This is a genomic window from Nocardia africana NBRC 100379, assembly GCF_001612635.1.
GTDB classification, from domain to species: Bacteria; Actinomycetota; Actinomycetes; order Mycobacteriales; family Mycobacteriaceae; genus Nocardia; species Nocardia africana.
This window is the reverse complement of sequence record NZ_BDAV01000018.1, coordinates 18,798-45,374: the sequence shown is the minus strand read 5'-3', so window position 1 is coordinate 45,374 and position 26,577 is coordinate 18,798. Positions and strand designations below refer to the sequence as shown.

Annotated in this window: 27 protein-coding genes; 15 read left to right on the top strand and 12 right to left on the bottom strand. The window is 68.3% G+C overall.

Annotated features, from left to right (window positions below):
• The first annotated feature begins 55 nt into the window (after positions 1-55).
• Entirely contained in the window at positions 56-943 is an 888-nt protein-coding gene (gene purU / locus NA3_RS29515) for a formyltetrahydrofolate deformylase (protein ID WP_062967201.1), read from the top strand.
• Between the two features lie 217 nt (positions 944-1,160).
• Here the strand turns inward: purU and NA3_RS29510 are convergent, their stop codons facing one another.
• The 6 genes from NA3_RS29510 to NA3_RS29485 form a co-directional block, all read right to left on the bottom strand.
• On the bottom strand, positions 1,161-2,177 hold the full coding sequence (locus NA3_RS29510) for an alpha/beta fold hydrolase (RefSeq protein WP_062967299.1): 1,017 nt from the start codon (positions 2,175-2,177) through the stop codon (positions 1,161-1,163).
• A 254-nt stretch (positions 2,178-2,431) separates the two neighbouring features.
• Complete coding sequence (locus NA3_RS29505) at positions 2,432-3,460, bottom strand: alpha/beta fold hydrolase (protein ID WP_062967199.1); 1,029 nt, start codon at positions 3,458-3,460, stop codon at positions 2,432-2,434.
• Between the two features lie 84 nt (positions 3,461-3,544).
• Positions 3,545-3,841 (bottom strand): DUF2516 family protein, encoded by a 297-nt coding sequence (locus NA3_RS29500; RefSeq protein WP_030516156.1) that lies wholly within the window; start codon positions 3,839-3,841, stop codon positions 3,545-3,547.
• 116 nt (positions 3,842-3,957) lie between these two features.
• A complete protein-coding gene (locus NA3_RS29495) occupies positions 3,958-4,635 on the bottom strand; it encodes a hypothetical protein (protein WP_062967197.1) in 678 nt (225 codons plus the stop codon).
• Positions 4,636-4,640: 5 nt separating this feature from the next.
• Positions 4,641-5,264, bottom strand: coding sequence for a helix-turn-helix domain-containing protein (locus tag NA3_RS38870; protein WP_227995582.1), 624 nt, complete (start codon positions 5,262-5,264; stop codon positions 4,641-4,643).
• A 106-nt stretch (positions 5,265-5,370) separates the two neighbouring features.
• Positions 5,371-6,627, bottom strand: a complete 1,257-nt coding sequence (locus NA3_RS29485; RefSeq protein WP_128145604.1) for a DUF445 domain-containing protein — start codon at positions 6,625-6,627, stop codon at positions 5,371-5,373.
• A gap of 319 nt (positions 6,628-6,946) precedes the next feature.
• Here NA3_RS29485 and NA3_RS29480 point away from each other — a divergent pair, with 319 nt between their 5' ends.
• The 3 genes from NA3_RS29480 to NA3_RS29470 all read left to right on the top strand — a co-directional run bounded on the left by NA3_RS29480 (position 6,947) and on the right by NA3_RS29470 (position 10,494).
• The gene (locus tag NA3_RS29480; protein ID WP_062967195.1) at positions 6,947-7,669 is read left to right on the top strand and encodes a TetR/AcrR family transcriptional regulator; all 723 of its coding nucleotides are present in this window, start codon (positions 6,947-6,949) and stop codon (positions 7,667-7,669) included.
• Positions 7,670-7,767: 98 nt separating this feature from the next.
• Complete coding sequence (locus NA3_RS29475; protein ID WP_062967193.1) at positions 7,768-9,210, top strand: ABC1 kinase family protein; 1,443 nt, start codon at positions 7,768-7,770, stop codon at positions 9,208-9,210.
• Positions 9,211-9,246: 36 nt separating this feature from the next.
• Positions 9,247-10,494, top strand: coding sequence for a saccharopine dehydrogenase family protein (locus NA3_RS29470; protein ID WP_062967191.1), 1,248 nt, complete (start codon positions 9,247-9,249; stop codon positions 10,492-10,494).
• Positions 10,495-10,539: 45 nt separating this feature from the next.
• On the opposite strand, the gene NA3_RS29465 is transcribed toward NA3_RS29470, so the two are convergent.
• A complete protein-coding gene (locus tag NA3_RS29465; RefSeq protein ID WP_062967189.1) occupies positions 10,540-11,109 on the bottom strand; it encodes a diiron oxygenase in 570 nt (189 codons plus the stop codon).
• Between the two features lie 285 nt (positions 11,110-11,394).
• Between NA3_RS29465 and NA3_RS29460 the strand changes: the two genes are divergently transcribed.
• From NA3_RS29460 to NA3_RS29430, 7 genes are all read left to right on the top strand, one after another.
• Positions 11,395-12,030: a class I SAM-dependent methyltransferase gene (locus NA3_RS29460; protein WP_062967187.1), complete on the top strand. Its 636-nt coding sequence runs from the start codon at positions 11,395-11,397 to the stop codon at positions 12,028-12,030.
• Positions 12,031-12,176: 146 nt separating this feature from the next.
• Positions 12,177-12,563 carry a hypothetical protein gene (locus NA3_RS29455; RefSeq protein WP_062967185.1) on the top strand — a complete coding sequence of 129 codons (387 nt, stop codon included), beginning with the start codon at positions 12,177-12,179 and terminating at the stop codon, positions 12,561-12,563.
• 1 nt (position 12,564) lies between these two features.
• The gene (locus NA3_RS29450) at positions 12,565-13,137 is read left to right on the top strand and encodes a hypothetical protein (protein ID WP_062967183.1); all 573 of its coding nucleotides are present in this window, start codon (positions 12,565-12,567) and stop codon (positions 13,135-13,137) included.
• The gene (locus NA3_RS29445) at positions 13,137-13,862 is read left to right on the top strand and encodes an ESX secretion-associated protein EspG (RefSeq protein ID WP_062967181.1); all 726 of its coding nucleotides are present in this window, start codon (positions 13,137-13,139) and stop codon (positions 13,860-13,862) included. The genes NA3_RS29450 and NA3_RS29445 overlap by 1 nt, the downstream gene beginning before the upstream one ends.
• A 54-nt stretch (positions 13,863-13,916) precedes the next feature.
• Positions 13,917-14,765 (top strand): PPK2 family polyphosphate kinase, encoded by an 849-nt coding sequence (locus NA3_RS29440; RefSeq protein WP_062967179.1) that lies wholly within the window; start codon positions 13,917-13,919, stop codon positions 14,763-14,765.
• 237 nt (positions 14,766-15,002) lie between these two features.
• Positions 15,003-15,788 carry a DsbA family protein gene (locus NA3_RS29435; RefSeq protein WP_227995583.1) on the top strand — a complete coding sequence of 262 codons (786 nt, stop codon included), beginning with the start codon at positions 15,003-15,005 and terminating at the stop codon, positions 15,786-15,788.
• Positions 15,785-16,351 (top strand): vitamin K epoxide reductase family protein, encoded by a 567-nt coding sequence (locus NA3_RS29430; protein ID WP_062967177.1) that lies wholly within the window; start codon positions 15,785-15,787, stop codon positions 16,349-16,351. The genes NA3_RS29435 and NA3_RS29430 overlap by 4 nt, the downstream gene beginning before the upstream one ends.
• Here the strand turns inward: NA3_RS29430 and NA3_RS29425 are convergent, their stop codons facing one another.
• Together NA3_RS29425 and NA3_RS29420 are read right to left on the bottom strand one after the other, a co-directional pair.
• Positions 16,352-17,464: a S1C family serine protease gene (locus NA3_RS29425; RefSeq protein WP_062967175.1), complete on the bottom strand. Its 1,113-nt coding sequence runs from the start codon at positions 17,462-17,464 to the stop codon at positions 16,352-16,354.
• Positions 17,465-17,546: 82 nt separating this feature from the next.
• Positions 17,547-18,278 (bottom strand): ZIP family metal transporter, encoded by a 732-nt coding sequence (locus NA3_RS29420; protein WP_062967171.1) that lies wholly within the window; start codon positions 18,276-18,278, stop codon positions 17,547-17,549.
• 107 nt (positions 18,279-18,385) lie between these two features.
• Here NA3_RS29420 and NA3_RS29415 point away from each other — a divergent pair, with 107 nt between their 5' ends.
• Positions 18,386-19,438 carry an NAD(P)-dependent alcohol dehydrogenase gene (locus NA3_RS29415; RefSeq protein ID WP_062967170.1) on the top strand — a complete coding sequence of 351 codons (1,053 nt, stop codon included), beginning with the start codon at positions 18,386-18,388 and terminating at the stop codon, positions 19,436-19,438.
• On the opposite strand, the gene NA3_RS29410 is transcribed toward NA3_RS29415, so the two are convergent.
• Positions 19,416-20,933: a phthiocerol/phthiodiolone dimycocerosyl transferase family protein gene (locus tag NA3_RS29410; RefSeq protein ID WP_167355063.1), complete on the bottom strand. Its 1,518-nt coding sequence runs from the start codon at positions 20,931-20,933 to the stop codon at positions 19,416-19,418. The genes NA3_RS29415 and NA3_RS29410 overlap by 23 nt on opposite strands.
• A 115-nt stretch (positions 20,934-21,048) precedes the next feature.
• Here NA3_RS29410 and NA3_RS29405 point away from each other — a divergent pair, with 115 nt between their 5' ends.
• Entirely contained in the window at positions 21,049-21,609 is a 561-nt protein-coding gene (locus NA3_RS29405) for a TetR/AcrR family transcriptional regulator (RefSeq protein WP_062967166.1), read from the top strand.
• 84 nt (positions 21,610-21,693) lie between these two features.
• On the opposite strand, the gene NA3_RS29400 is transcribed toward NA3_RS29405, so the two are convergent.
• Positions 21,694-22,599: an SMP-30/gluconolactonase/LRE family protein gene (locus NA3_RS29400; RefSeq protein ID WP_062967164.1), complete on the bottom strand. Its 906-nt coding sequence runs from the start codon at positions 22,597-22,599 to the stop codon at positions 21,694-21,696.
• A 537-nt stretch (positions 22,600-23,136) separates the two neighbouring features.
• On the opposite strand from NA3_RS29400, the gene NA3_RS29395 reads away from it, so the two are divergent.
• Entirely contained in the window at positions 23,137-24,768 is a 1,632-nt protein-coding gene (locus tag NA3_RS29395; protein WP_062967162.1) for a GMC family oxidoreductase, read from the top strand.
• Positions 24,765-26,264 carry an aldehyde dehydrogenase family protein gene (locus tag NA3_RS29390; protein ID WP_062967160.1) on the top strand — a complete coding sequence of 500 codons (1,500 nt, stop codon included), beginning with the start codon at positions 24,765-24,767 and terminating at the stop codon, positions 26,262-26,264. Before NA3_RS29395 ends, NA3_RS29390 begins: the two co-directional genes overlap by 4 nt.
• Before the next feature lie 73 nt (positions 26,265-26,337).
• Here NA3_RS29390 and NA3_RS29385 read toward each other — a convergent pair whose 3' ends face one another.
• The gene (locus NA3_RS29385; protein ID WP_062967158.1) at positions 26,338-26,535 is read right to left on the bottom strand and encodes an antitoxin; all 198 of its coding nucleotides are present in this window, start codon (positions 26,533-26,535) and stop codon (positions 26,338-26,340) included.
• Positions 26,536-26,577 lie beyond the last annotated feature (42 nt).

Here is a 26,577-nt window from a genome sequence, read left to right as displayed (position 1 = left end):
GCTCGCTGCCCGGGCGGCGTGATCGAACCGGGTGCGACCTGCGAGGATCGTGCCCATGAGTGGCACCGTGTCAGCCGATGATCGGCGTTTCGTCCTGAGCCTGGGCTGTCCCGACCGACCGGGCATCATCGCCCGCATCACCTCGTTCATCGCCGAGTTCGGCGGGTCGATCGTGGAAGCCGGTTATCACTCCGACCCCGATACCGGCTGGTTCTTCACCCGCCAGGCGATCGCGGCGGCGACCGTGCCGTTCGACATCGAGGAGTTGCGCGAGCGATTCACCGCGGTGGCCGCCGAACTGGGCCCGCAGACCGACTGGCAACTGCTGGATTCCGGGCGCCGGCGCCGCGCCGTCCTGCTCGTCAGCCGCGACGGGCACTGCCTGCACGACCTGCTCGGCCGGGCCGCCAGTGGCGAGTTGCCCGCCACCATCGAAGCGGTGATCGGCAACCATCCGGATCTGGGCGAGATGACCCGAGCGCACGGAATTCCGTTCCACCACGTGCCCTTCCCCGCCGATCCGGCCGAACGCGGTCCCGCCTTCGAGCGGGTGCGCGAACTCACCGACGCCCACGATCCGCACGCGGTGGTGCTGGCGCGGTTCATGCAGGTGCTGCCGGCCGAATTGTGCGAGCACTGGGCCGGACGCGCACTGAACATCCACCACAGCTTCCTGCCCTCCTTCGTGGGGGCGCGGCCGTATCACCAGGCCTTCGCTCGCGGCGTGAAGCTGATCGGCGCCACCTGCCATTACGTCACCGCCGACCTGGATGCGGGGCCGATCATCGAACAGGACGTCAGCCGCATCGATCATGCCGACACCGTGCGCGACATGGTCCGGCAGGGCCGCGACATCGAACGCGTGGTGCTCGCGCGCGGACTGCGCTGGCACCTGGAGGGGCGGGTGCTGGTGCACGGGCGGCGCACCGTGGTCTTTTCGTAGGAGGGGCTGCTCGTAGCGCGGCGGGCCAAGACCGGGCGCCCTTGACCGGCCTTGGCGGACAACACGATTCAGCGTCGTGTTGCCGTCCTCGCCGCGCGGAGCCGGCTGAGCGGCTCCACGACGACAGGTCTTGTGGCGACTCCCCGATCCGAACGTGGGTCACCAGGATGCACCCGCGCCGCGAGTACGTCCAGCCCCGGCGGGCGGTCGCGGGCGCTCAGCCCGCCACCGCGCGGCGGCCGAAGCGAGTGACCTCGATCAATCGGCGCAGTTCGGCGTTGAACTCCGCGCTCGCCTCGATATTCGCCAGATGTCCGGTGGCGAAGACCGAATAGCGATCCAGATTGCCCGCCGCGGCGAGCTCGTCGGCGATCTTGCGCGACATGCTCTCCGGCAGCAGATTGTCGTAGGCCCCGGCCACCACACTGGTCGGGATGCACAGATCCGCTGCGGCGCCGTGGATTTCGAGTTCGATCAGCGCCAGGGCGTATTTCGCCCGCACCAGCGGCCGGCAGGAGCGCACGATCGAGAGCCCGAAGTCCACCTGGTCGGGCGTGGCGTACCGATTCATGATGCGCGCCTTGAAGATTCCGCGCACCGGAGCGCCGGCCGGGAACGGCACGGGCTGGCCGAACAGGGCACGTCCCAGCCAGTCGGGGGCCGGGACGATGTCGTTGAAGATCGGCAGAACCCGCGTTTCGGCGGCGATATCGCCCGCGGTCGTGGTCAGCAGCAGGGCCGCGCTCGCGCGCTGCGCCACCTGCTCCGGATGGAATTTGGCCCAGGCCTGAATCGTGATGCCGCCCATGCTGTGTCCCACCAGGACGGCCTTCCGTCCCGCCGGCACCACCGCATCCAGGACGGCGCACAGATCGTCGGCCAGCTGTTCGGCGTCGAACCGGCCCGTTCCCAGGGTGCTGGCGCCGTGACCGCGCTGGTCGAACGCGATCACGCGGTGGTCGCGGGCGAAGGCGTTGATCTGCGGGTTCCAGTATTCGAGGCAGCAGGACCAGCCGTGCACGAAGACGATCACATCGCCGTCGGCCGGGCCGTAGGCGTGGACCCGCAGCCGGGCGCCGTCGGTGGTCGTGACCGAGAGGACCTCGGCGCCGGGCGCGCAGTTCAACTCGGCCGTGCGGTAGGTACGCGAACGCATTCTCGCGCGATATCCGCCGGTCAGCGCGCCGATGCCGGTCCGGAGGTCGGCAACGTCCGCGGGCAGGTTCACCAGCATGAGCACTCCTTTGTGTCCTACCGCACGTTACCGCGCTAGCTACGATGCTTGCTAGTGCAAGCAGCGAAGAATTTCCGTTTTCGCACTTTTGTCCGGCGAAGCCGCACTTCAGCGCTGCCCACACCCCCACATCGACCGAATACCCACTCCGCCCAACGGCATTCACATCCGCCGGCGCAACGTCCCACTACCGCTTCTATCGTCCGGTGCCACGGAAGCGCTACGCCGAGTTCGCCATACGATTGCCAGGCCGACTAAGCGGTCGCTTCACGGCAGTGCGGCGAGGCATACGTCTCGGCCAGTACCTGGGAAAGTTCATCGTTGAACGCCTCGTATGCCTCGACGTTGCCGAGGTGGCCGGTCGGCAGTTCGACGAGCTTGCGGAACGCGCCGACCGAGCGCAGTTCCTCGGCCAGGCGCTGCGAGTGCACCGGCGGCGTCATATCGTCCGCGGACCCGGAGATCACCGTGGTCGGCACGGTCACGCAGCGGGTGCAACTCTGCAGGGCCAGTTCGGCCAGCAGGAAACCGAAGCGCGAACGCACCAGCGCCGGGCACGAACGCACGATCGCCAGGGCGAAGTCGACCAGCTCGCCGGTCGAGGCCAGAGTCATGATCTGGCGGCGGAAGATCCACTTCACCGGCCCGATCGGCGGGAACACCACCGGCAGGCCGAGTCCGAGACGGCCGACCGGGAACGGCAGCGCGAGCGGACCGCGGTTGAAGCGCGGCACCACGGTGGTCTCGGCGATCAGGTCACCGGAGGCGGTATTGGCCAGCACCACCGCGTCGGCCCGCTCGGCGACCTGCCGCGGATACCGGCCGGCCCAGGCCTGAATGGTCATTCCGCCGAGGCTGTGCCCCACCAGGACCGCACGCTGACCGGGACGCAGCGTCGCATCCAGGACGGCCGCGAGATCGTCGGCCAGCAGGTCGGTGGACAGCGGCGCGGTCCCCGATTCGCTCTCACCGTGGCCGCGCTGGTCGTAGGCGATCACACGGTATTCGCCGGCGAAGGCGTTGATCTGGGGATTCCAGTATTCGATGCAGCAGGTCCAGCCGTGCGCCAGCACGATCGCCTCACCGTCGGCGGGGCCGTAGCTGTGCACGCGCAGCCGGGCGCCGTCGGACGCGGTCACCGTGGTCACCTCACACGGCACCGCCGGGGAATTCAGTGCGGGCAGGTCGTAGGACCGGGTGCGCAGTGCGGCGCGGTGAGCAGCGGGCAGCCCGCGGAGACGATCCACGATCCCCGCCACCGTGCTGGGCAACATTGCCTGCATGAGAACACTCCTTTGTGTGTTACTGATCGATACAGTAACCCGAAGGAGTGGGTGCTTGCTAGTGCAAGCGCGGGTTGGACCGGTTCACCAGCGCGGACCGCGCTGAATTTCGTCGACCTTCGGCCGCACATCGGCCAGATAGATCCCCGTCGCGATCACCGCGGCGATCCCCAGCAGCCCGACCGGCGTACGGGCGAGCAGCAGGAAACCGAGGGCGACCGCGAGAATCGAGACCCAGATGGGTTTGGTGAGCTTGTCCACGGCGGTGAACGCGTCGGCGCGCTGCCGGATCGCATGCACCAGCGCGAAGATGGTCGCGGCCATCGCGGCGAGCCAGAGCAGCCACAGGATTGCACTCGTCAGCTGGTACACAGCACCCATGATAGGAGCAACGCCCGCATGCGGCAGTGCGCATGCGGGCGTTGCGGGATCCGGTACGACCCGGATCCGCGTGACGGTTCCGGATTACCCCTCGGCCGGTCTTTGCTGCGGCCGAATTACTTCTTGGCCGGAGTGGTCTTCTTCGCGGCGGTGGTGGTGGTCTTGGCCGGCGCCTTCTTGGCGGGAGCCTTCTTCGCCGGGGCCTTCTTGGCCGGGGCGGGATCCTCGGCGGCAGCCTCGGTGGTCACCGCGACGACCTCGGCGTCGACGACCGCGGCGGCCTCGTCGGCCTGCTCGGCCGCTTTGCCCAGAAACCCACGGGCCTGGTCGGACACCTTGGTCAGAACGTCCTCGGCCCGGGTGACGACATCGGTGTAGATGTTCTCGACCTTGTCGAAACGCTCGTCGAAGCCGGGGTTGGAACGCAGCCGATCGACGGTCTCCTCACCGCGCACGGCCAGGTCCGAGTACAGATCCACCAGCTGGCGGTAGTACTGGTCGACCAGCTTGCGCAGCTCCTCCGGGGTGAACTTCTCGCGCAGTTCGGCGAGGTCTTCCGGCAGTTCGGAGGGCAGTCCGGTCAGGCGGCCGCGCAGCGTCTCGATCTGGTCCTGCACATCGGCCGGCAGATTCGACAGGCGCTCGCGAGCCTCCTCGACGCGGGAGTTCACATCGACGGTGGCGGCGCGGTCGCGGACGCGGTCGACGATGTCGTTGACCGCCGCGTAGAGCGCGTCACCGGCTCCGACGGTCGCGTAGATCGGCTTGGTCACAGTGACGTTGGGCTGGGTCATGGTTGTCAGTTCTCCTGGCGTGGCGAGATTTCGGTAGTACTGCCATCGGTGGCATGGTGCGGAACCTCTTTGTTCCCGAGACCGGAGTCTCCGGGGCTTTCGGGTGCACCGCCTATCGGGCCCTCGGGCACACCGCCCCTGCTCCCCCCTGGAACGCCCCCCTCGGATTCCCCCTGAACGGATTCCGAGACGTTCCCTCCGTTGTCGTGCCCGCCGTTTTCCCGGCGGAACGACTCGTAGATGTCCAGGAGCACCTGCTTCTGCCGCTCCGTGATGTCGGTATCGGCCAGCAGTGCGTCCCGGACCGGACTGTGCTCCCTCTGTTCGAGATAGCCGGCCCGGACGTACAAGACCTCCGAAGACACGCGCAGACCCTTGGCGATCTGCGTGAGTACCTCGGCGGACGGGTTGCGCAATCCGCGCTCGATCTGACTCAGGTACGGATTGCTCACCCCCGCCAGCTGTGCGAGCTGACGCAACGAGACCTGAGCGGCCTCCCGCTGCGCCCGGATGAAGCCTCCGATGTCGTGCGCCGCGTTGGCTACGCGACCCACCCGGTCTCCGGGAACCGCAGACGTCTCTGCGGTTTCCCCCGTGTTCCGATCAGAAACCTTTGGTTCCTGTGCCATCACACTGCTCACCTTCCGGCGGTTGTACGGTCGATTCTAAATGAGGGTGCTAACTCTTGCAAGCACCCTTGCTAGCACTATTTCGGCAAACTTCGGGCAGCGACTGTCAGAAGCCCGGGAAGAGTAAATGCGATACGGCGTAAATCGCCAGGCCGGCGAGTGATCCGACCACCGTTCCGTTGATCCGGATGAATTGCAGATCGCGCCCCGCCTGCAATTCGATCTTGCGACTCGCCTCATCGGCATCCCAGCGGGCAACCGTGTCGCTGATCAGGGCCGCGATCTCGGAACCGTAGTTGGCGACGAGATATCTCACACCGCGCTCAACCCAAGCGTCCACTTGTTTTGTCAGTTCGGGTTCGTCGACCAGACGCTGTCCCAACTGCTGCACATTCTCCGAGATCTTGCGGCGCAAGGTGCTGCCCGGATCGTCGGCCGATTCCAGGATCATCCGTTTGGCGGCGCGCCAGGTCGCCCGCGCCATTCCGGTTATTTCCTCCCGCCCCATGATCTCGGCCTTCACCCGCTCGGCCTTGGCGATCATCGCCTCGTCGTACTGCAGATCGCGAGCGAAATCCTCGAGAAATCGGTTCGCCGCCAAACGCACCTCGTGATCGGGTTGCGAACGAATCTTCCAGGTGAATTCCACCAATTCCCGGTAGATCTTCTCCGAAAGCAGGATGTTGGCGAATTTCGGTGCCCAGGACGGGGCATCGCGCATGACGATCCGGTCCAGGGTCTCCTGACTCGCCAGTGCCCACTGGTGGGCGCGCTCGGCCAGCAGATCCAGCAGCGGCTCCTGCCGGTTCTCGGCCAGCAGTTCGGCGAGCACCCGCCCGATCGGCGGCCCCCACTGCGGTTCGGCGATGCGTTTGACGATGGTCTGGTCGATGACCTGCTCGACATCGGAGTCGCGCAACGCGCCGATCACCGCCCGCAGAATCGTCGACGACTCCTCCGACACCCGCGCGGCGTGCCCGGAATCGGCCATCCACGTCCCCAGGCGCAGCGAGATCTGCGCCGAATTCACCTTCGTCGCCACGGTGTCGGGCGAGAGGAAATTGGTGCGCACGAAATCGCCCAGGCTGGTGCCGAGTTGATCTTTCTTCTTGCGGATGATCGCGGTGTGCGGAATCGGCAGGCCCAGCGGATGCCGGAACAGCGCGGTCACCGCGAACCAGTCGGCCAGCGCGCCGACCATGCCGGCCTCCGAGGCCGCGCGCACGTAACCGACCCAGCTGCCGCCGATATCGCGCGAGCCGAGCCAGCAACAGACCAGATAGACGACCGTGGCCGCCGCCAGGAATCCGGTCGCGACCATCTTCATCTTGCGCAGATCGCGTTTCTTCCCGGATTCGTCCATCAGGTCGGCGAACGACGACGGTGGTTCGGGCTTGCCCCGGGCCGGGGGCCGTGTGGCATTTCCCACTCCCGCCCGGGTCTCGGGGTACGCGTTCGCTTCCGCCAGGACGGGGGCGCTGCCGGCAGATTGCTCCATATCCCCATTCTGGCCGGAATATCGGCACGGCCGACGTGCGCCCGCTCACCCCGCGCCCGTCCCCGCCTCCGGTCAACGGCCAAGGGCCGAGAGCCGGCCCACTCGGCGAACCGCCGAACATCACCTCGGCGGAGGACTTAAGCTGGTGGTGCCCATATCCCCGGATCCAGGAGTCCCCTCGAGCATGACCACACATCGTGCCGCGAGCGCTGCCGTCGACACCCCTGCGGTGCGCCCCGGCCGGGTGGACGGTCGCAAGCGACGCTGGCATCAGCACAAGATCGACCGCAGGGAAGAACTCGTCGACGGCACCCTCGCCGCTATCCGCAAACGCGGCGGCGATGTCGGGATGGACGAGATCGCCGCGGAGATCGGCGTATCCAAAACCGTCCTCTACCGCTACTTCTCGGACAAGTCCGATCTGACCCGCGCCACCATGGAGCGGTTCATCGAGACCACGCTGATGCCGCGGATCTACGAGGCGATCAGCGATGACGCCGACGAATATCAGCTCGTCCGCAACACGCTGGCCGCCTATGTGCACACCGTCGAGGCCGATATCGACGTCTACCGGTTCATCATGGGCAACGGCTCGACCACCGACAAGTCCAGCCTCGCCGACTTCGAGAAGCTCTTCGCGGACGTGGTCTCGGTGGTGGTGCAGACCAAGGCCTTCGACCGCGGCGTCGACACCGAGGGTGTGCTGCTGTATTCGTACGTGATCGTCGGCGGTGTGCAACTGGCCACCGACTGGTGGATCAGCAACCGCTCGATGTCGGCCGATCGCATGCTCGACCACCTGGCGATGATGGTGTGGAGCGCCATCGAGGGCATGGTCCGCGCGGGTGGTTCGCCGGAGAAGTTCAACGCCGTGCCCCACCAACTTCCCGAGGCCGACCTGGGCTGATTCGCCCGCGAAGGAATCCGTGCTCGCCGTCTCTGGGCCGACGGCTCGTGCTTGGCTACGCTAAGACCGGCCAGGCGGGGCATCAACGGAGGTCATCAATGGCGAAAGAGCTGCCGACGTCGCGGCTGGCGCGGGGGACGAAACTGGGTGTGGCCGTCGCCGGCAACGTCTTGCGGGCGCAGAAGACCCGCCGTTCCATGCGCGGACGCTCCGAGGCGGTGCGCGAGCGGATGGCCGAGGAATCGATGATCCGGGCCACCGAGCAGATGGTCATGGTGCTGGGCACCATGAAGGGCGTCGCCATGAAGCTCGGCCAGATGCTCTCGGTGCTGGATCTGGATCTGGTGCCGCCGGAGCATCGGGAACGATTCCAGCGCCGGCTGGCCGTCCTGCGCGACAGCGCGCCGAAGGTCTCCTTCGACACCATGCGCGGTGTCATCGAGAAGGATTTCGGCCGCACCCTCGAGGAGTTGTTCGCCGAGTTCGACACCGAACCGATCGCGGCCGCCTCCATCGGCCAGGTCTACCGGGCGCGGCTGCACGACGGGCGCGAGGTCGCGGTGAAGGTGCAGTATCCGGGCATCGATACCGCCGTGCGCGCCGATCTGAAGAATCTCGCGATGTTCCGCCGCGTCCTGCAGTCGGCGATGCCGTGGGTGACGCCGGCGGTCCTGGACGAACTGCGGCTGAATCTCGAGAGCGAACTGGACTACGTGGCCGAGGCGCATACCCAGCGCGAGGTCGCGGAACTGTTCGCCGACCATCCGTTCATCGTGGTCCCGGCCACGATGCCCGAGCTGTCGAGCACGCACGTGCTGGTCAGCGAGTATTTTCCCGGTCGCGGGTTCGAGGAGATCCGCCGGTTGCCGGAGACCGAACGCGACCGGGTCGGCGAGATCATCTACCGCTTCTACGTGGGTTCGCTGTTCACCTTCAACGAATTCTGTGGTGACCCCCATCCGGGCAATCTGCTGCTCGGCGAGGACGGGCGGGTCGCGTTCCTGGATTTCGGGCTGTTCAACCGGATGGATCCCGAGCACGTCCGATTCGAGGCCACCTGCATTCGCGCGGCGGCCGAGGAACGTGCGGAAGACCTGCGCCAGTTGATGATCGACCACGGCATCATCGATTCGCCGGAGGAGATCACCCCCGAGGACTGCCTCGAGTATGTGCTCGCCGCGTGTGAGTGGGCGCTGATCGACCAGGATCTGACCATCACCCCCGAATTGGCCAGCGGCGCCTTCGTCCTGGCGGTCGACCCGCGCGCGAGTGAATACGCCGGGATGAAGCAGCAGAATCTGCCGCCGGAACATCTGTTCTCACGGCGCGCGGATTTCCTGACCTTCGGGGTACTCGGCCAATTGGAAGCGACCGCGAACTGGCATCGGATCGCCCGCGAGTGGCTCTACGGCGATGCCCCGGTGACCGAACTCGGTAAGCAGCACCACGCCTGGCTGGCCCAGCGCGGCCTGCCGCGCAAACCGGCGAAGCGCGCGGCGCCCCGCAAGGCCGCCGGCGGAAAACGCACCAGCACAAAGTAATTCGATCACTCACGCTTCGGCCACCACGAGAATGGGATGGGCATGACCGACAGGGAATTCGACCTCGTACTGTTCGGCGCGACGGGGTTCGTCGGCCGGCTGACCGCGCAGTATCTGGCCGAGGCCGCACCGGCGGATGCGCGCATCGCCCTCGCGGGCCGCTCGCCGGAGAAACTCACCGCCGTGCGCGACGAACTCGGCGGCGCGGCGGCGATCTGGCCGCTGCTGGTCGCCGATTCCTCCGACCAGGCGGCGCTGGACGCGCTGGCGGCCCGAACCAAGGTGGTGGTCACCACCGTGGGCCCGTATCTGCGGTACGGCCTGCCACTGGCCCAGGCGTGCGCGAATGCCGGCACCCACTACGCGGATCTCACCGGCGAGCCGCTGTTCATCCGCGAATGTATCGATCGGTTCGGCGAGCGGGCCGCCGAAACCGGCGCGAAGATCGTGAATTCCTGTGGCTACGACTCGATTCCGTCCGATCTGAGCGTGTACCGGCTCTACCGGCGCTCGGTCGAGGACAACACCGGAGAGCTCACCGACACCACCCTGGTGGCCTGGCTCAAGGGCGGCGCCAGCGGCGGCACCATCGACTCCGGGCGGGCGATGATGGAGGCCATCGCCACCGATCCGTCCAAGGGTTCGGTGCTCTCACACCCGTATTCGCTGAGCCCCGACAAGTCGATGGAACCCGATGTGGGCCGCCAGTCCGATCAGGCTCTCTCGCGCGCCTCGGCCATCGACCCCAGCCTCGACGGCTGGGTCGCCACCTTCGTGATGGCCGCGCACAACACCAAGGTGGTGCGGCGCAGCAACGGCCTGCTGGGCTGGGTATACGGCAAGAATTTCCGGTATCGCGAGGTGATGAGCGCCGGAAGCTCACCGGCGGCACCGCTGGTCGCCGCCGGAATCTCGGGCGGCATCGTCGCCGGCATGACCGCCGGCGCCCTGCTCTCCCGCGTGTCGGTGGGGCGGCGGCTCCTGGACCGGATCCTGCCGAAGCCGGGCACCGGTCCCGGCGAGCAGGCCCGCCGCAGTGGCTGGTTCACCATGAAGACCTTCGCCGACACCACCTCCGGCGCACGGTACGTCTGCACCTTCGCCGGACAGGGCGACCCGGGCTATCAGGCCACCTCGGTGATGCTGGGCGAGGCCGGACTGTGCCTGGCTTTCGACGAACTACCGGAACTGGCGGGCATTCTCACGCCCGCCGCCGCCATGGGCGATCCCCTCACCGATCGCCTGCGGCGAGCCGGGATGACCATCGAGGTCGAGCGGGCCTGAAGGACGAAAACGCCTGCGGCGCCGGCTCGTGCGGCACTGGCTCGTTCACAGATCTTCGGGCAGTGAACGGGTCAGCCGCCACAGCGTGTGCACCGCCGCGCCGTCGAGCATGCCGACCTCGTCGAAGTAGCGCAGCATCGGCTCGGACAGAAAGCTCATGGTCCGCCGGTACTGCGGGCCGGTGAAGGCGGCCGCGAATCCGCGCCGGGGATCGATGCCCACCGCGCGATAGACCTGCGGATTGATCAGCATCGGATACAGCACCAGCGCGAAGTAGGCCAGCAGCAGTTGATGCGGCAACCGCTGCCACCGCGAACGCCGGGCCATTCCGCGCGCCAGCGCGTCGCGGGCGAAGCCGATGTGGCGCGCCTCCTCCAGCACGTGAATCCGCATCAACTGCCGCACGTGCGGCTGAACCGTGCTGTCGGCCATGGCTTCTCGCTGGCCGCGATCGAGGATCTCCTCGATCAGCAGGGTGCCGGCGTAGACGACCGGACCGATCGGGAAGTTCCGGCTGCCACGGCTGCTCCCAATCGATATCGATATCGGCGTCGTAGAAGTGTTCCGCCGACGAGCGAAGCAGCCGCTGGGCCACGCGCTCGCGCCCGTCGCCATAGTCCTCCGCGAGATTGTCGGTGTGCTGTGCCATCGGCTTCACCGTCCTGCCGCTCGCCGCGGCCCGCGTTGTGCTCACCCTCGGCGCATTTGCCCACCGATGTGAGTGGTGGCACACTCGATATTACCTATTACTCATTGTCACGGCTATAGTGCCGCGGGACACCGAAGCGCAGCTCGGAAAGGCGATCATGCGGCAACCCGAAGCGGATTATCAGGGACCGGCCGTGCTCGTGCTCGGCGTCGGATCTCGACAGTGCCCGACCTCGACGCGAGGATGACTCGGTGAATCTCGCACGCCGCACCATGAACAATCCGGTCTTCGCCCTGCTCTACGAGCGGGCGTGGCGGCCGACCAGTTTTCTGCTGGCCACCGGGCGGACCATGCACGCCGATCGTCGTGACGCGGTGCGGACGTTGCGCCTCGGCGCGGGCGACCGGGTGCTCGACATCGCTTGCGGGCCGGGCAATTTCACCCACTATCTGAGCGAACATATCGGCACCGGATACGCGGTGGGCATCGATTTCTCGGTGCCGATGCTGCGACAGGCCGTCGCCGACAACTCCGGCCCGCGAGCAGGCTACGTCCGCGGTGACGCACGCCGGCTTCCCTTCCCCGACAACAGCTTCGACGCGGTCTGCTGTTTCGGTGCGCTGTATCTGATCCCGGATCCGCTGACCGCCGCCGCCGAGATGATCCGGGTGCTCGCGCCCGGCGGCCGCATCGCGATCAGCACCAGTCATCGCCCGCAGGGGTGGGCGGGCCGGGTGTCGACCGCGGTCGGCGGTGCGGGCGGGCTGCGCGTATTCGAGCTCGACACCTTCCCGAAGCTGTTCGCCGAATACGGGCTGGTGGATATCGAGCAGGAAGTGCACGGCCTGCTGCAGTACGTCAGCGCCCGGGCGGCCCAGGCCGCCTGACACCGGCGGCACTTCGAAACGGGTAGCGCCACAGTGACTTACACAGTTTTCGCCCTCCTCGATGTGCGCATTCACAATGCGCCGGGCGCCCGCTGCTCCGGTAAGCTCGCCGAGGGGAAGCGCTCGGGCGGAAGGGGATCAACGCGGTGCCGATTCCGGAGACCGGTCAGCATCTGGCACGTGAGTTGTACGCCGCGGCAACAGGTTCCGGAGCGGAGGTCTTCGAGATCGCCGAGGACACCGCCCGCAATCTCGCGGCGGCCTGCGACCGGCTCGTCGAGGATCTCCACGCCGCCCACTGCGGCGGCGCCGTACCGACCGCGGTGCGCGGCTTCGGCGATCTTCCTTCCGGCCGGGCCCTGGCGCGCGGATTCTCCCGCAAGGGCGGCGAATTCCTCGACACCGTCCTCTCGTTCCAGCAGACGGCACTGCTGTTCAAGGCCGCCTATCTGGCCGCTGGGAAACACTTCGACGAGGCGGAGGCCGCCAACCGCGCGGCGCTCGCGCTGATCCGGCCCGAGCCCGGAGTCTGAGGTGACCGACGCATCCCATGTCGACCCGCCCTTCGTCGCGGATCGGGAGGTATACGGCTCCTACAGCCACCGGCAACTGTGGGAGCTGGTGCACGAGGCGCTGGATCCGGCCGCGCTCGGTGAGGCGGCCGCGGCCTGGCAACAGCAGGCCGACGCCGTCGCCGCGGCGTTCCGGACCTTCGCCGAGGCCACGCACGCCGAATTCGACCGCTGGTCCGGGCGAGCCCGCGCGGCGGCCGAACCCGCGACGGCGGCGTTCGTCGAACGAGGCGCCGCCGCGGCCGAGGCCTGCACCCGGCTGCGGCAGCTGCTGGAGGCCGATGCCGAAGCGGCGCAATCCATTCGGGACGCGCTGCCCGCGCCGCGGAACTACGTGCCGCTGCCCGACCCGGTGGCCGAGGTGGTGCACGGCGGCGCCCGCCGGATGACCCACGACGTCGCCGCCGCCGCGGCCCTGGCCGACGCCCGCGACATCATGACCTTCCGCTACAACAGCACCCTGGCCGCCTCCGGCGATCGGGTGCCGCGCTTCCTTCCCGCACCCCGGCCGGATTCGGGTGGGGGTCACCCGTAGTGAAGTGGGTGCTGACGCCGGACGAGTTCGCCCACGTCTGGGCCACCGAAACCGATCTCGACCGCCGCCCCTATCCGGTGAACATGATCCCGGAATCCACCGTGCGCACCGAATCCGAATATGCCGCACTGGGTTTGCGCACCCGCTACGCGCGCAACACCGATCCCGATCTCACCGCCGCGCTGCTGCTGTGCACCCGGCCGGACGCCACCACGATCACCGTCTCCGGCCGGCGTTCCACGCCGCCGGACGAGCCGGAACTGATCCTCGCCTTCGCCGCCGTCGTCCACCGGCACGCGGCGTTGCTGATCGCGCGGCCCGACGCCGTCACGGTCGCCGTCTGCCACGCGCGCGGGCTGGGCGAACGACTGGTGGCCGCGATCGGCTCGGCGCCGGCGGGCCGATGCGGGCCGATGCGCGAACCGCAGCACGCGGTGCTCGACACCGGGACCGACATCCGGCCCGGCGGCGATATCCGCACACCACAGGATCCGGGCGCCGCCCGCTTCCGCCGCACACTGCGCGCGCCGGTCGACGCGCGCGGATTCATCACCGTCACCGTCGCACCCGACAATCCCATGTCGCCGCCGACGCGGCATCGCACGTGGCTCGACATCAGCGGCGACGGCCGTTATCTGCTCACCACCGCCGCCGAACTGGTGCTGACCCCGGTCGACGACGCCGAATTCGCCGCAGAGCTGACGAGACTCGCCGGAATCGGCTGACTCACGGCACGATCGCCTCCCGGCTGTCGGGGCCGCCGACCATACTCGACGGTTATGGCGAATTCTCCGTGGACCGAACCGGCCACCACCGCGTTGCGAGCCGCCGGAGTCCGGCTCGATTCCTACGACCCTTCCGCGACGCCCGGATTCACCGGCGACAAGAAACTCGGCGAGCAATTGCTGCCCGAACGCGGCAAGGTGCTGTCGGAGCTGCAGGAGATGCTGTTCGCGAACGGCCGATCGGGTGACCATCGCAACCTGCTGCTGATCCTGCAGGGCATGGACACCGCGGGGAAGGGCGGCGTGGTGCGGCACGTGATCGGCATGGTCGACCCGCAGGGGGTGCGGCATGCCGCCTTCGGGGTTCCCACCGAGGAGGAACGCCGCCACCACTATCTGTGGCGAATCCGCAACCGGCTGCCGGTGGGCGGTCAGATCGGCGTCTTCGACCGCTCGCATTACGAGGACGTCCTCGTGGTGCGGGTGCAGAATTTGGTGTCGCGCGCGGTGTGGGAGCCGCGCTACGACGAGATCAACGAGTTCGAACGGGAGATCGCCGACGCGGGCACGACGATCGTCAAGGTCGCGATGTTCGTCTCGCTGAAGGAACAGAAGCGCCGGCTCGGCGAGCGGCTGGAACGCTCCGACAAATACTGGAAGTACGACCCGAGCGATATCGACGACCGCGCCCTCTGGCCGGAATATCGGCAGGCCTATCAGGACGTGCTGGATCGCACCGATACCGACCACGCACCGTGGTACGTCGTTCCGGCCGACCGGAAGTGGTTCGCCCGGCTGGCCGTCACCGAACTGCTCATCGACGCACTGGGTGGTCTGAAGTTGAGCTGGCCCGCGCCGCAATTCGACATCGAGACCGAGAAGGCGCGGCTCGCCGCGAGCTGATCGGCACGGTGCCCGCTTCGCACGGAGACACCGGTCACCACCGCGCGTATTTCGGCCCGAATCTCGGGGATCTCTCAGGTTGACCCGGAATCATGTGGTGCCGAGTGTGCCCGGTGCGAGCGGCCGCGGACGATGCGGCACCGCACGACGGCGCGACGGACGGCCCGTACGATCGCAGGCGGCGGCCGGCCGCACAACACCGATGTCGCACACAGACACGTAACACAGGAAGGCGTGGTGAACTCCGAGGTGAGCAAGAATCCGCGTGGGAAGAACTCGCTGACGGCGATGCGAGGCGGAGATCGCACGCGCACGATCCTGATCCAGGTGGGTGTCGCGGCCGTGCTGATCGCGCTCATTGCGGCCATCGGCATCAGCATCGCCGTCAAACAGTCCCACAAGAACGACACCGGGCCGGTGCCCTCGGTCACCGCGCAGCCGGCCTCGCCCGACGCGGTCACCGGCTCGATCACCGACCAGGGCGAGATCAAGATCGGCAAGCCCGGCGCCAAGGTCGACATCCGCGTCGTCGCCGACCTGCAGTGCCCGGCCTGCAAGATGTTCGAAAGCGCCAACGCCAAGGCCATCGAGGATGCGGTGAACGCCGGCACGGCCAGCGTGCGCTACAACATCATCGCCTTCCTGGACCAGTCGTCGGGCGGCACCCGCTACTCCTCGCGCGCGGCCAACGCCGCCTACTGCGTCGCCGGCTCCGACCCCACCAAATTCCTGCCGTGGCTGAGCACCATGTACGACCAGCAGCCGCCGGAGGGCGGCACCGGCCTGCCCGACGAGAAGCTGGTGCAGATCGCCCAGGCCGCCGGATACACCGACCCGGCCGTGGCCGAGTGCATCACGTCGGACAAGTACGACAAGTACGTGCAGAAGACCACCAAGGACGTACTCAACAGCGGCATCAAGTCCACGCCGACGGTGTACGTGAACGGTAAGCAGATCACCAGCTCGCAGCAGCTGATGCAGCCGGACGGCCTGCGCCCGGTGATCGAGGCCGCGGCCAAGTGATCACCGTCCCGCCCCGTCCAGCGTGGCTACTCCTGCTCGGCACCCTGCTGGGCTGGCTGGCCGCGGTGACGTTGACGATCGAAGACTTCAAACTCCTGAAGGATCCGTCCTACCGGCCGTCGTGCAGCATCAATCCGATCCTGTCCTGCGGTTCGGTGATGGCGACCCATCAGGCGTCGGTGTTCGGATTCCCGAATCCGATCATCGGTGTGACGGGATTCTCGGTGGCGGTCACCATCGCGGTGCTCGCCGTGGCCGGTGTCGCCCTGCCGCGCTGGTTCTGGGGCGGACTGTGGATCGGCCTGATCGCCGGGATGGGCTTCGTCTTCTGGCTGATCTTCCAGAGCCTCTACCGCATCGGCGCGCTGTGCCCGTACTGCATGGTGGTGTGGACGTTCACGCCGATCTGCCTGGCCGTGGTCACCGATCAGCTGTGGGGCGGGGCCCGCGGGATCATGGGCATCGTCGCGCAGTGGCGGTGGACGATCGTGGTGGTCTACTACGCGATCGTGCTGCTGCTGGTTTTCCTGCGCTTCCAGGACTACTGGCTCTCGCTGTTCTGATCAGTTGGGCGGGCCGGCGGCCAGCGCCACCGCGAGCGTGCGGTGCGCGCCGTCCGGCTCGACCAGATCCAGCCGGATCACCTCGTCCGGCCGGCGCACGTTCAGCGCTGCCTTGAGCGTCTGCGCCGAGGTGACCGGGGCGTCGTCGACCGCGACGATCACCTCGCCGGAATTCAGTCCGGCCGTGAAGGCCGGCAGCCCGTAGATCGCCACGTCCACCCGGGCGCCGGTGGGTTTGGCATCGGAGGTCAGGACGCCGAGGGTCGCGGTCGGGCCGACGTGGACCGTATCGGTCGGAATGCCGGTGCGGATCTGGCGCACCACACTCAACGCCCGATCGATCGGCACCGCGTATCCGCTGGCCTGACCCTGCTGCCGGGACAGTTCTCCCGAGGCGGCGGTCACCACACCGATCACCGCGCCGGACCGGTCGACCAGTGCGCCACCGGACTGCCCGGAGACCACCGGCGCGGCGACCTCGATCATGCCGATCAACGCCTTGCGCGACAGATCGGCGGTATCGCGCGCCACGATCGAGGCATCCAGCGCGGTGACCGTGCCCGGTGTCGCGGTCGGGGAACCGGTTCCGCCCGCATTGCCGATCGCCAGCGCCTGATCGCCGACCCGGACCCCGGCGGAGCTGCCGATGCGCGCCACCGACAGCGCCGCCGCCCCGCTCAGCGACAGCAGGGCGATATCGGCGTCGGAGTCGTAGCCGAGCACCGTCGCCGGATAGTGCCCGCCGTTGCCGAGATCGCCGACCGTGATGGTCTCCGCGCCCTTGACCACGTGGTGGCTGGTCAGGATCTCGCCGTCGGGACTGAGCACGATGCCCGATCCGGCCGCGCCCATCCCGCTGGGCCGGATCGACACGTTGATGTTCACCAGTTCGGGTTCCACCGCCGAGGCCACCGCCGTGGGATCCATCGGCGGCACGGGCGGACCGAACAGCGCCGAGGTGGAGTGGCCCGCGGGCACCGCCCAGCGCGGCAGATCCCCGCGGTAACCCAGGAACGCCGCGCCGACCAGGGCCATGACGAGCACGAAGGCGACCGTCGACGGCCACCCGCCGCGAGCCGGACGCGATTGCCGGCCCGAATGCTGCTCGTCCATCGCCGCTCCCGATTCTGCATGCCCGGGGTGGGCTGGCGGAGTTTGTGCTTTTATGTGTATCAAATCGGCGCGGCGCCCGGTATCAGTCCTGCAATGCCGCCACCGCGAACATCAGCGCGGCGCCCGCGATCGTGCAGAACAGCACGGTGCGCGACGGCCGGCCCGAATGTGCTTCCGGCAGAATGTCACTCGTCGCCAGATACAGCAGGAATCCGGCGAAATATCCCAGATACAGGCCCGCGACGTCGGGCGGCACCCGGATCACCGTGCCGATGATCGCGCCCGCCACCGGTGCCAGCGCGTCCAAGCCCAGCAGGGTCAGCGCCCGCCGCCGCGCATTGCCGTACAGCGTGGGAATGGTGAAGGCGTTGAATCCGTCGGCGAAGTCGTGCGAGATCACCGCGATCGCGACCGAGATGCCCAGCGCCGTTCCGGTCTGGAACCCGACGCCGATGCTCAAACCGTCGAGCATGCTGTGGAAGATCAATCCGCCGGTGGCGACCAGTCCGACCGAGGGGAAGTCGTGGGTGTGGCGGCCGAAGTCCTGTTCGTGCCCGACGTGGATCGCCATCTCGCGTTCGATGATGTGAATGGTGAAGAAGCCGATCACGGCCGCCACGAGTACACCGGGCACACCCGAGACGACCCGATCGGATTCGCCCAGGGCATCGGGAATCAGGTCGAAGGCGACCACACCGAGCATGATTCCGGCGGCCAGGCCGAGGATCAGCCGCTTGCGCTCCCCGATGCGCGCGGCCACCAACCCGCCTGCCAGCGTCGAACACATCGATATCAACGCCAGCACGATCGCCACCGGATCAGCATCCGATATCGGCCCGAGCCCACCGAGCACATCCGACCGGCGGGTCGCCGGGGCTGTGTGGTTTGCATAGGTAACCATGCGGGGGTAGGCATGAACGCATGACCACAGCTGCCGCGTATTCCGTTTCCGCGCCCGACGGCGGGTTCGCCAAGACCACCATCGAACGCCGCGCACTCGGCCCGCACGACGTGCTGATCGACATCAAGTACGCCGGCATCTGCCACTCCGACATCCACACCGCCCGCAACGAGTGGCACGGCACCAGGTACCCCTGCGTCCCGGGCCACGAGATCGCCGGCCTGGTCGCCGCGGTCGGCCCGGAGGTGACCAAGTTCGCGGTCGGCGACCGGGTCGGCGTGGGCTGCATGGTCGATTCGTGTGGGCAGTGCGAGCCGTGCCTGGCCGGTGAGCAGCAGTACTGCGTGCGTGGCGCCACGATGACCTACAACGGCACCGTCCCGGAGGAGATCCAGGCCGGCGGCTACACCCTGGGTGGCTATTCGACCCAGGTGGTGGTGACCGAGGGCTTCGTGGTCGGCATTCCGGAGGGCATCGGGCTCGACGAGGCCGCGCCGCTGCTGTGCGCGGGCATCACGCTGTACTCACCGCTGCGGCACTGGAACGCGGGCCCGGGCAAGCAGGTGGCGATCATCGGCATGGGTGGGCTGGGCCATGTCGGAGTGAAGATCGCCGCCGCGATGGGCGCCGAGGTGACGGTACTGAGCCATTCGCTGAGCAAAGAGGACGACGGCCGGCGTTTCGGCGCGCACCACTACTACGCCACCACCGACCGCCAGATCTTCCGCGACCTGCGCAACCGGTTCGACCTGATCCTCAACACCGTCTCCGCCGATCTGCCGATCGACACCTATATGCGCCTGCTGAACCTCGACGGCACCATGGTGATCCTCGGCCTGCCCGACCAGCCCCTCGCGGTGCGCCCCTTCACTCTCACCGGCAACCGCCGGTCGCTGGCCGGCTCGAACATCGGCGGCATCCCGCAAACCCAGGAGATGCTGAACTTCTGCGCCGAACACGGGATCGGCGCGGAAATCGAGGTCATCTCCGCCGACCGCATCGACGAGGCCTACGAGCGCGTGGTCGCCAGCGATGTGCGGTACCGGTTCGTCATCGACGCCGCCACCATGTGAATTTCGCGGCGACGCCGGCGTCCGCGCGCTCGGCGTCGTCGCCGGAGGGCGGTGCTGTGCCGTCGGCGGAGAGCGGTGCCGAGCCGCCGGCGGACGACGCAGCCCCGCGGTCGGCGGGCGACACTGCCGGGCGATCGATGGACGACACTGCCGCGCGGCCGGCGGACGACGCAGCCGGGCTGTCGGCGGACAATGCTCCCGCGCGATCAGGGGACAACGCTCCCCCGCGGCCGGCGGTACGGTGCAGCAACTCCGCGAGATTGCGGCGCACCCGGCCCATCTGGGCACGGCTGTGATCGTTGGTGTCGTATTCGACCTGCACCGTCAACCGGTCGCCCAGGGTGAACGCGGTCAGCTTGGGTGGCATCCCGGGCCCCATGGCGAGCAGGCTGTCGCGCACCAGCCGCACCCCGGCGGGGACGATGTGGTCCGGCACCCGGCCGATGTTCGACAGCGCGATACTGGGCTGTTCCGCGAGCATCCGGGCAGTCGCCTCGTCGCGAATATATCTGCCCGCCAAAGCCAGACGCGCGGGGTCGTGACGCTCCAGGGCCGCGCGGACGTCGGCATGTACCACCCTGCCCAGGTCGAACGGATCGGCGGATTCGGCCACCGCCAGTAGCGTGCCCCAGCCCGAGGCGCAGTTGAGCACCGTTTCGTCGGGCAGCCACGGATCCAGGGCGGCCCGCATGTCGGCGGCATAACCGCAGACCATCGGCAGTGCGCCGACGCCGCCCAGTTCGGCCCGGACCGCGACCAGCGCACACCCGCTCAGCAAGGCGTTCACCCCGATTCCGGCCGAGCGCGCCGCGGCGGCGAAGGCCGCGGTCACCTCCGGTTCCAGCTCGATCCGCTCGGCGACGAACAGACCGCGCCCCGAGCCCGCGGTGCCGTCGCGCGGCAAGCGCGCGGGCGGCTCACCGATGATCGTGCGCATCGCCGCGAGCAATTCGCCGACCTCCGCCTCGGAGACGACCGCGGCGAGGCGCTCGTCCACCGCTTGCGGCAGTTCGTGATTCGCGTGCACCGGCATCGGCGCGCCCCGGCGATGCGCGGTATAGCGCCGCCACATCTCGTCCAGCAGCGCGAAAGACGAACGGCCGTCGGTGATTCCGTGATGGACGACGAGCACGACGCGGGTCCGGTCGTCCTCGCGGAACACCCGCGCGAAGAACAAGCCGTCGTCCCACGGTTGCGGCTGGTTGACGAAATCGACGTATTCGATGTCGCCACCGGGACTTTCGGTGACCGCGGGGCGGTAGCCCTCGACATGACGAAGCACCGGCACCCCGGCGTCGTCGACTCGGCGACAGCTGAGCAGCGGATGCTCGGCGGCCAGTTCGGCCAGCACCGTGCGCAGCAGGTCGGTGTCGAATTCTCCTTCCACGGTCGACCCGATGAACAGCGCCATCCCGCCGACCGGCACGGAACCGAAGGTGGCGTGTTCCTGGAAGTAACCCGACTCGAAGGGCGATATCGGACGTTGCGTGACCATCTGGCACCTCTCGGACGATTCGGAGATCACACCGAGAACCATACATCCGTTTCAAACAATTGTCACAAACATATGTTTGAAACATACGTCAGCGAGCGCTTGCTACCCTGCCGACGTGGGAACACGTGAGGATCTGCTCTCAGCGGCCAAACACTGCCTGGCCGAACGCGGCTATGCCCGGACCACGGTGCGCGATATCGTCGCCGCCTCGGGCAGCAACCTGGCCGCGATCAACTACCACTTCGGCACCCGCGACGCCCTGCTCACGCAGGCCATGATCGAATCGTCCGCCGAGGCCGTACAGCAGATCCTCGACGTGCTCGCCGAGAGCAGCGAACCGCAACCGGCGCAGCGGCTGCTCACCTTCCTCGGCCGCCTCACCGCCACCTTCACCGAGCAGCGTGCGCTGTGGGCGGCCAATATCGAGAGTCTCGCGCAGGCGTTGCATTCCGGTGAGGTGAAGGCCGACATCACGGCCAAACAGCGCGAGGGGAAGGTCGCGCTGACTCGAATGTTGTTGCCCGACAGGGATATCGAGGACGATGGCGGCCCGATCGGGGTGCTGCTCTGGACGCTGCTCGACGGCCTGCTCGTCCAGTGGCTGCTGGACCCGAAGTCCGCGCCCTCGGCCGAGCAGCTCGTCGCCGGTCTACGTGCCCTCGCCCCGATGCTGTAGCCACCGGTGCGGCCGCGGTCGTCGACGACTCGCGCCGGTCACGCGGGCCGGCATCCGGTCAAAGACACACCGGCACGACGAACCTCACGCGCCGAGGACCACACGAAGCACACTCCCCACGCCCGTGGTGACCAGCAGCGCGCGATCGTCGGCGGGGACCTTCGAGACCGAGGTGGCCGGCACACCCAGGTCGGCGACCGTGCAGACCCCGCCGGTGTTCGGGTCGACGCGGACCACGCGGCCGGTCGTGGTCGCGACGTAGAGCATGCCGTCCGGACCCACGGTGAGATCGTCGGGCAGGGCGGTCAGCGGGAGCGCACCGACGGTCACCGAGGCGACGGTCGTCTGCGCCTGCGGAGCGTCGACGGGGATGCGGACGACGCGGCCGTCGAGACTCTGATAAAGCGTCGCGTAGAGCGAATCACCCTGCAGCACAATGCCGTTCACCCCGGATGCCGCGGCGCGCGCGGTCCAGTCGGCGTCGACGGAGCCGCCGGGCCGCACCTTCACCACACCGTGCGCGGTATCGGCGACGTACAGGGTGCCCGCGCCGTCGAACGTCGCGCCGTTGGCCATGCCGAGACCGGACACGTAGACCTGCGGCACCGGACGGTCGGCGCCGGGATCGAACCGGACGACGCCGGAGGAATGCGCGCCGGGCAGCAGTCCGGCCGACGAGTCACCGAAGACCACGTACAGCGCACCGTCGGGCCCGAGCCGGATCGCACCGGGCGCATCCACCGGCACCTCCGCGGTCACCCGCCCACCGGAGTCGTAGCGCTGCACCACATTACGAAAGACGCGCGATACCCAGAGGTTGCCTTGCGCGTCGTAGCCGAGGTTCTCCGCGAAATCCAGCAGCGGAGCCGTGGCGGGCAGCAGTTGTTCCACCGACGAGGCCGGGCAACCGGGCGCCTCGGCGTGCACCGGAGCGAGCGCGTACGGAAGCACGGCCGCAGCACCGATCCACACCGTGGCGAGAACGCCCACACTCGCGACACCGGCGGGCCCGTTCGCACCGCCCCGGCCGCACCGAGCGATCCGTCGCCTGCCACCCCGGGGGAACGAACCACCCATCACGGCCCTCCTGCCGTTCGCCGGTATCTCCGCCCGACCGCATGCGCGCCGGGCGGCGACGCCACCCGGGCCGGTTCGCGGGTCCGGCCGAATCCTACGTGCCGTGGTCCGGACCCGCCCACCCTCGCGCACGCCGAGAAGGCCGGCTCAGGAGCCGGCCGCAGCACGGCGGACAGGTCTCGGGGTCACGACCCGGTCGACATGCGCGGAAGAGCTCTGTAATCGCCTGTGCATCTTGCTATTCGGTGGCGACACGACACTGCGTGCGCTCGGCAGCCGGACCCGCCGCGGCCGGCCCCGATTCGCGACCGCCGAACTCCGCTCCCGGCCGCCCCACACAGCGTAAGGTCGACTCTGGAACCGGGTCCGGGACGGTCCCTGCCGCTATAACCGCAGGTCGGCCCGGCCGGATCCGTGTCGGTGTTCGGTAACCGTGCTGGAGGTCTTCGCGTGCCCGACCGTGAATCGTTCGACTACATCATCATCGGAGCGGGGAGCGCGGGTTGCGTCCTCGCCCACCGCCTCACCGAGGATCCTCAGATCTCGGTCCTGCTGCTGGAGGCCGGTCCCGACGACCGGGCCGACGAGATCAAGATACCCGCGGCGTGGGGCAAACTGATTCGCACCCAATGGGATTGGCGCTACGAGACCACACCGCAGAAGCATCTCGGCGGTCAGCGCGCGTACTGGCCGCGGATGAAGGCGCTGGGCGGCTGTTCGTCGATGAACGCGATGATCTTCATCCGCGGCAACCGCGCCGACTACGACGCCTGGCGGCGCGACTTCGGCGCGGTCGGCTGGAGCTACGAGGACGTCCTGCCCTATTTCCTGCGGTCGGAGACCAATACCGGCCTGCGTTCGCCGTATCACGGCACCGACGGCCCGCTGCACGTCGAGAACCGCCGCTTCACCCACGAACTGACCGATGCCTGGATCGCCGCCGCCGTGGCCGCGGGCATACCGCGCACCGACGATTTCAACGGCGCGACGCAGGAGGGCGTGGGCCGCTACCAGGTCACCCATCGCCACGGCCGCCGCTGGTCCACCGCCGACGGCTATCTGCGCCCGGCACTGGACCGGCCGAATCTGACCGTGCGGACCGAGGCGCACGCCACCGCGCTGGTGCTGGACGGGAACCGCGCGCTCGGCGTCACCTATCGCCGCCACGGCAGCGAGCACACCGTGCACGCCGAGGCCGAGGTGCTGCTGTCCGGCGGTGCGGTCAATTCGCCGCAGCTGCTCATGCTCTCCGGCATCGGGCCCGCGGCGCATCTGCGCGAACTCGGCATCGATGTGGTGGTGGACCTGCCCGGCGTCGGCGAGAATCTGCACGACCATCCGGTCACCCCGATCCTGTGGCGCACCCGCGGCGTCTCCGATCTCGCCGATTTCGAGACCCCGTTCCGGCTCGCGCAGTGGCAGGCACTCGGCCGCGGGCCGCTGACCTCCAATGTCGGCGAGGGCGGCGGATTCGTACGCACCCGCGAGGGACTCGAAGGGCCCGACATCCAGTACCACGTCGCCCCGACGGCCTTCTACGACAACGGTTTTCACGAGAACATCGCTCCGATGTTCACCGCCGGGCCGACGCTGGTCGACGTGCACAGCCGCGGCCGGCTGCGGTTGCGGTCGGCCGACCCGATGTGGAAGCCGGAGATCGATCCGGCCTACTTCTCCGACCCGCGCGATGCGGACGCCCTGCTCGCGGGCTGCCGGCAACTGCTCGAGATCGCGCGGCAGCAGCCGCTGGCCGCCCACCTCGATCGCTCCTACCTGCCCGAACACGCCGAAGACATCGACGAGGACGGCTGGCGCGCCCACATCGCACGCTGGACCCAGACCCTCTTCCACCCGGTCGGCACCTGCGCCATGGGCAACGGTGAGGCGGCGGTGGTCGATCCCGAACTGCGCGTGCACGGCGTCAGCGGTCTGCGCGTGGTCGACGCGTCGGTCATGCCCCGCATCGTCCGCGGCAACACCAACGCACCGACCGTCATGATCGGTGAGAAGGCGGCCGATCTGATCCGCGGCCGCACCCCGTCGTCCAGCACCGGCACCGCTACCAAGGAGGCCACCCGATGACGACCGTGAACGAGATCGGTGAGATCGACACGCATGCCACCTTCGATGTGCGCGATCCCGGCACCGGCGACGTGGTGGGCACCTACCCCATCCACACCGAGGCCGATATCGAGGCGGCGGTCGCCCGCGCCCGCACGGCATACGCATGGTGGTCGGCCCTCGGCTACGCCGAACGGGCCCGGCGCCTGGCCGGATTCGCGGGACTGCTGGCCCGGCGGATGCGGCAGCTGGCCGCGGTGATGCACGACGAGACCGGCAAGCCGTACTCCGATGCCGCGCTGGAGGTGGCGCTGAGTCTCGACCATCTGAAGTGGGCGGGCCGCAACGCGCCGAAGGTGCTGGGCCGCAGGAGCGCCCGGGTGGGGCTGCTCACGATCAATCAGGCGGCGTCGGTGGAGTACAAGCCGCTCGGCGTCATCGGCGTGATCGGCCCCTGGAACTACCCGGTGTTCACGCCGCTGGGTTCGATCGTCTACGCGCTGGCGGCGGGTAATGCCGTGGTGTTCAAACCCAGCGAATACTCTCCCGGCGTCGGTCGCTGGCTGGTCGACATGTTCGCCGAGATCGTGCCGGAACAACCTGTGCTGCAACTCGTTACGGGCGAGGGGGCGACCGGTGCGGCGCTGTGCCGTTCGGGCGTGGACAAGATCGCCTTCACCGGCTCCACGGCGACGGCCAAGAAGGTGATGGCCGCCTGCGCCGAGAGCCTCACGCCGCTGGTCGCCGAATGCGGCGGCAAGGATGTGCTGCTGGTCGACGCCGACGCCGATCTGAACGCCGCGGCCGACGCCGCGCTGTGGGCCGGAATGGCCAATGCCGGCCAGTCCTGTATCGGCACCGAACGGGTCTACGTGCACGAGCGCGTCTACGACAGCTTCCTCGAGACCCTGGTGACGAAGGCGAAACAGCAACGCGCGGGCAATGATCCGGGCGCCAAGATCGGCCCCATCACGATGCCCAAGCAGCTCGACGTGATCCGCCGCCACATCGAGGACGCCGTCGCGCGCGGCGGGCGGGCGCTGACCGGCGGCGTCGACTCCATCGTCGGGCAGGTGGTGCAGCCGACCGTGCTGGTCGACGTGCCCGAGGACGCCCCGGCGGTGACCGAGGAAACCTTCGGGCCCACCCTGACCGTCGCGAAGGTACCCGATATGGATACCGCGGTCGCCCGCGCCAACGACAGCCGGTACGGCCTGTCCGCGGCGGTGTACTCGAAGGCGCGCGGGCGGGAACTGGCCGACCGGCTGCGCACCGGAATGGTCAGCGTCAACGCGGTTTTCACGTTCCCGCAGATTCCCTCACTGCCCTTCGGCGGTGTCGGCGACTCCGGCTTCGGCCGCATCCACGGCCCCGACGGACTGCGCGAATTCACCTACGCCCACGCCGTCGCGCGGCAGCGCTTCCCGTCGCTGCTCGCCCTGACGACCTTCGACCGCACCCAGAAGGCCGATGACACGATGGCGACTCTGATGGCCCTGCTGTTCGGCCGGCACTGATTCGCACAGCACGAAGGCCACGTCCGGCGCGGAGCCGGGCGTGGCCTTCGCCCGTGTACCACCTGTGCGTGGACTACTTCCCGGTCTGCTCGTGCAGTGCCTTCTTCGCCGCCTGCTGCGCGGCGTCGACCTGCTTCTCGAACTTGCCGCCGGTCTGCTTGTCGACCAGATCGCCGACCTTGTCGATCACCGGGTCGAGTTTGTCGGCATTCTTGGCCGCCAGGTCGGCCGCCTTGCCGGCGGCATCCTTGAGCTGGTCGAACATACCCATGAGCGGTTCTCCTGATCTCGAAACAGTAGTCGTAGGCTAACG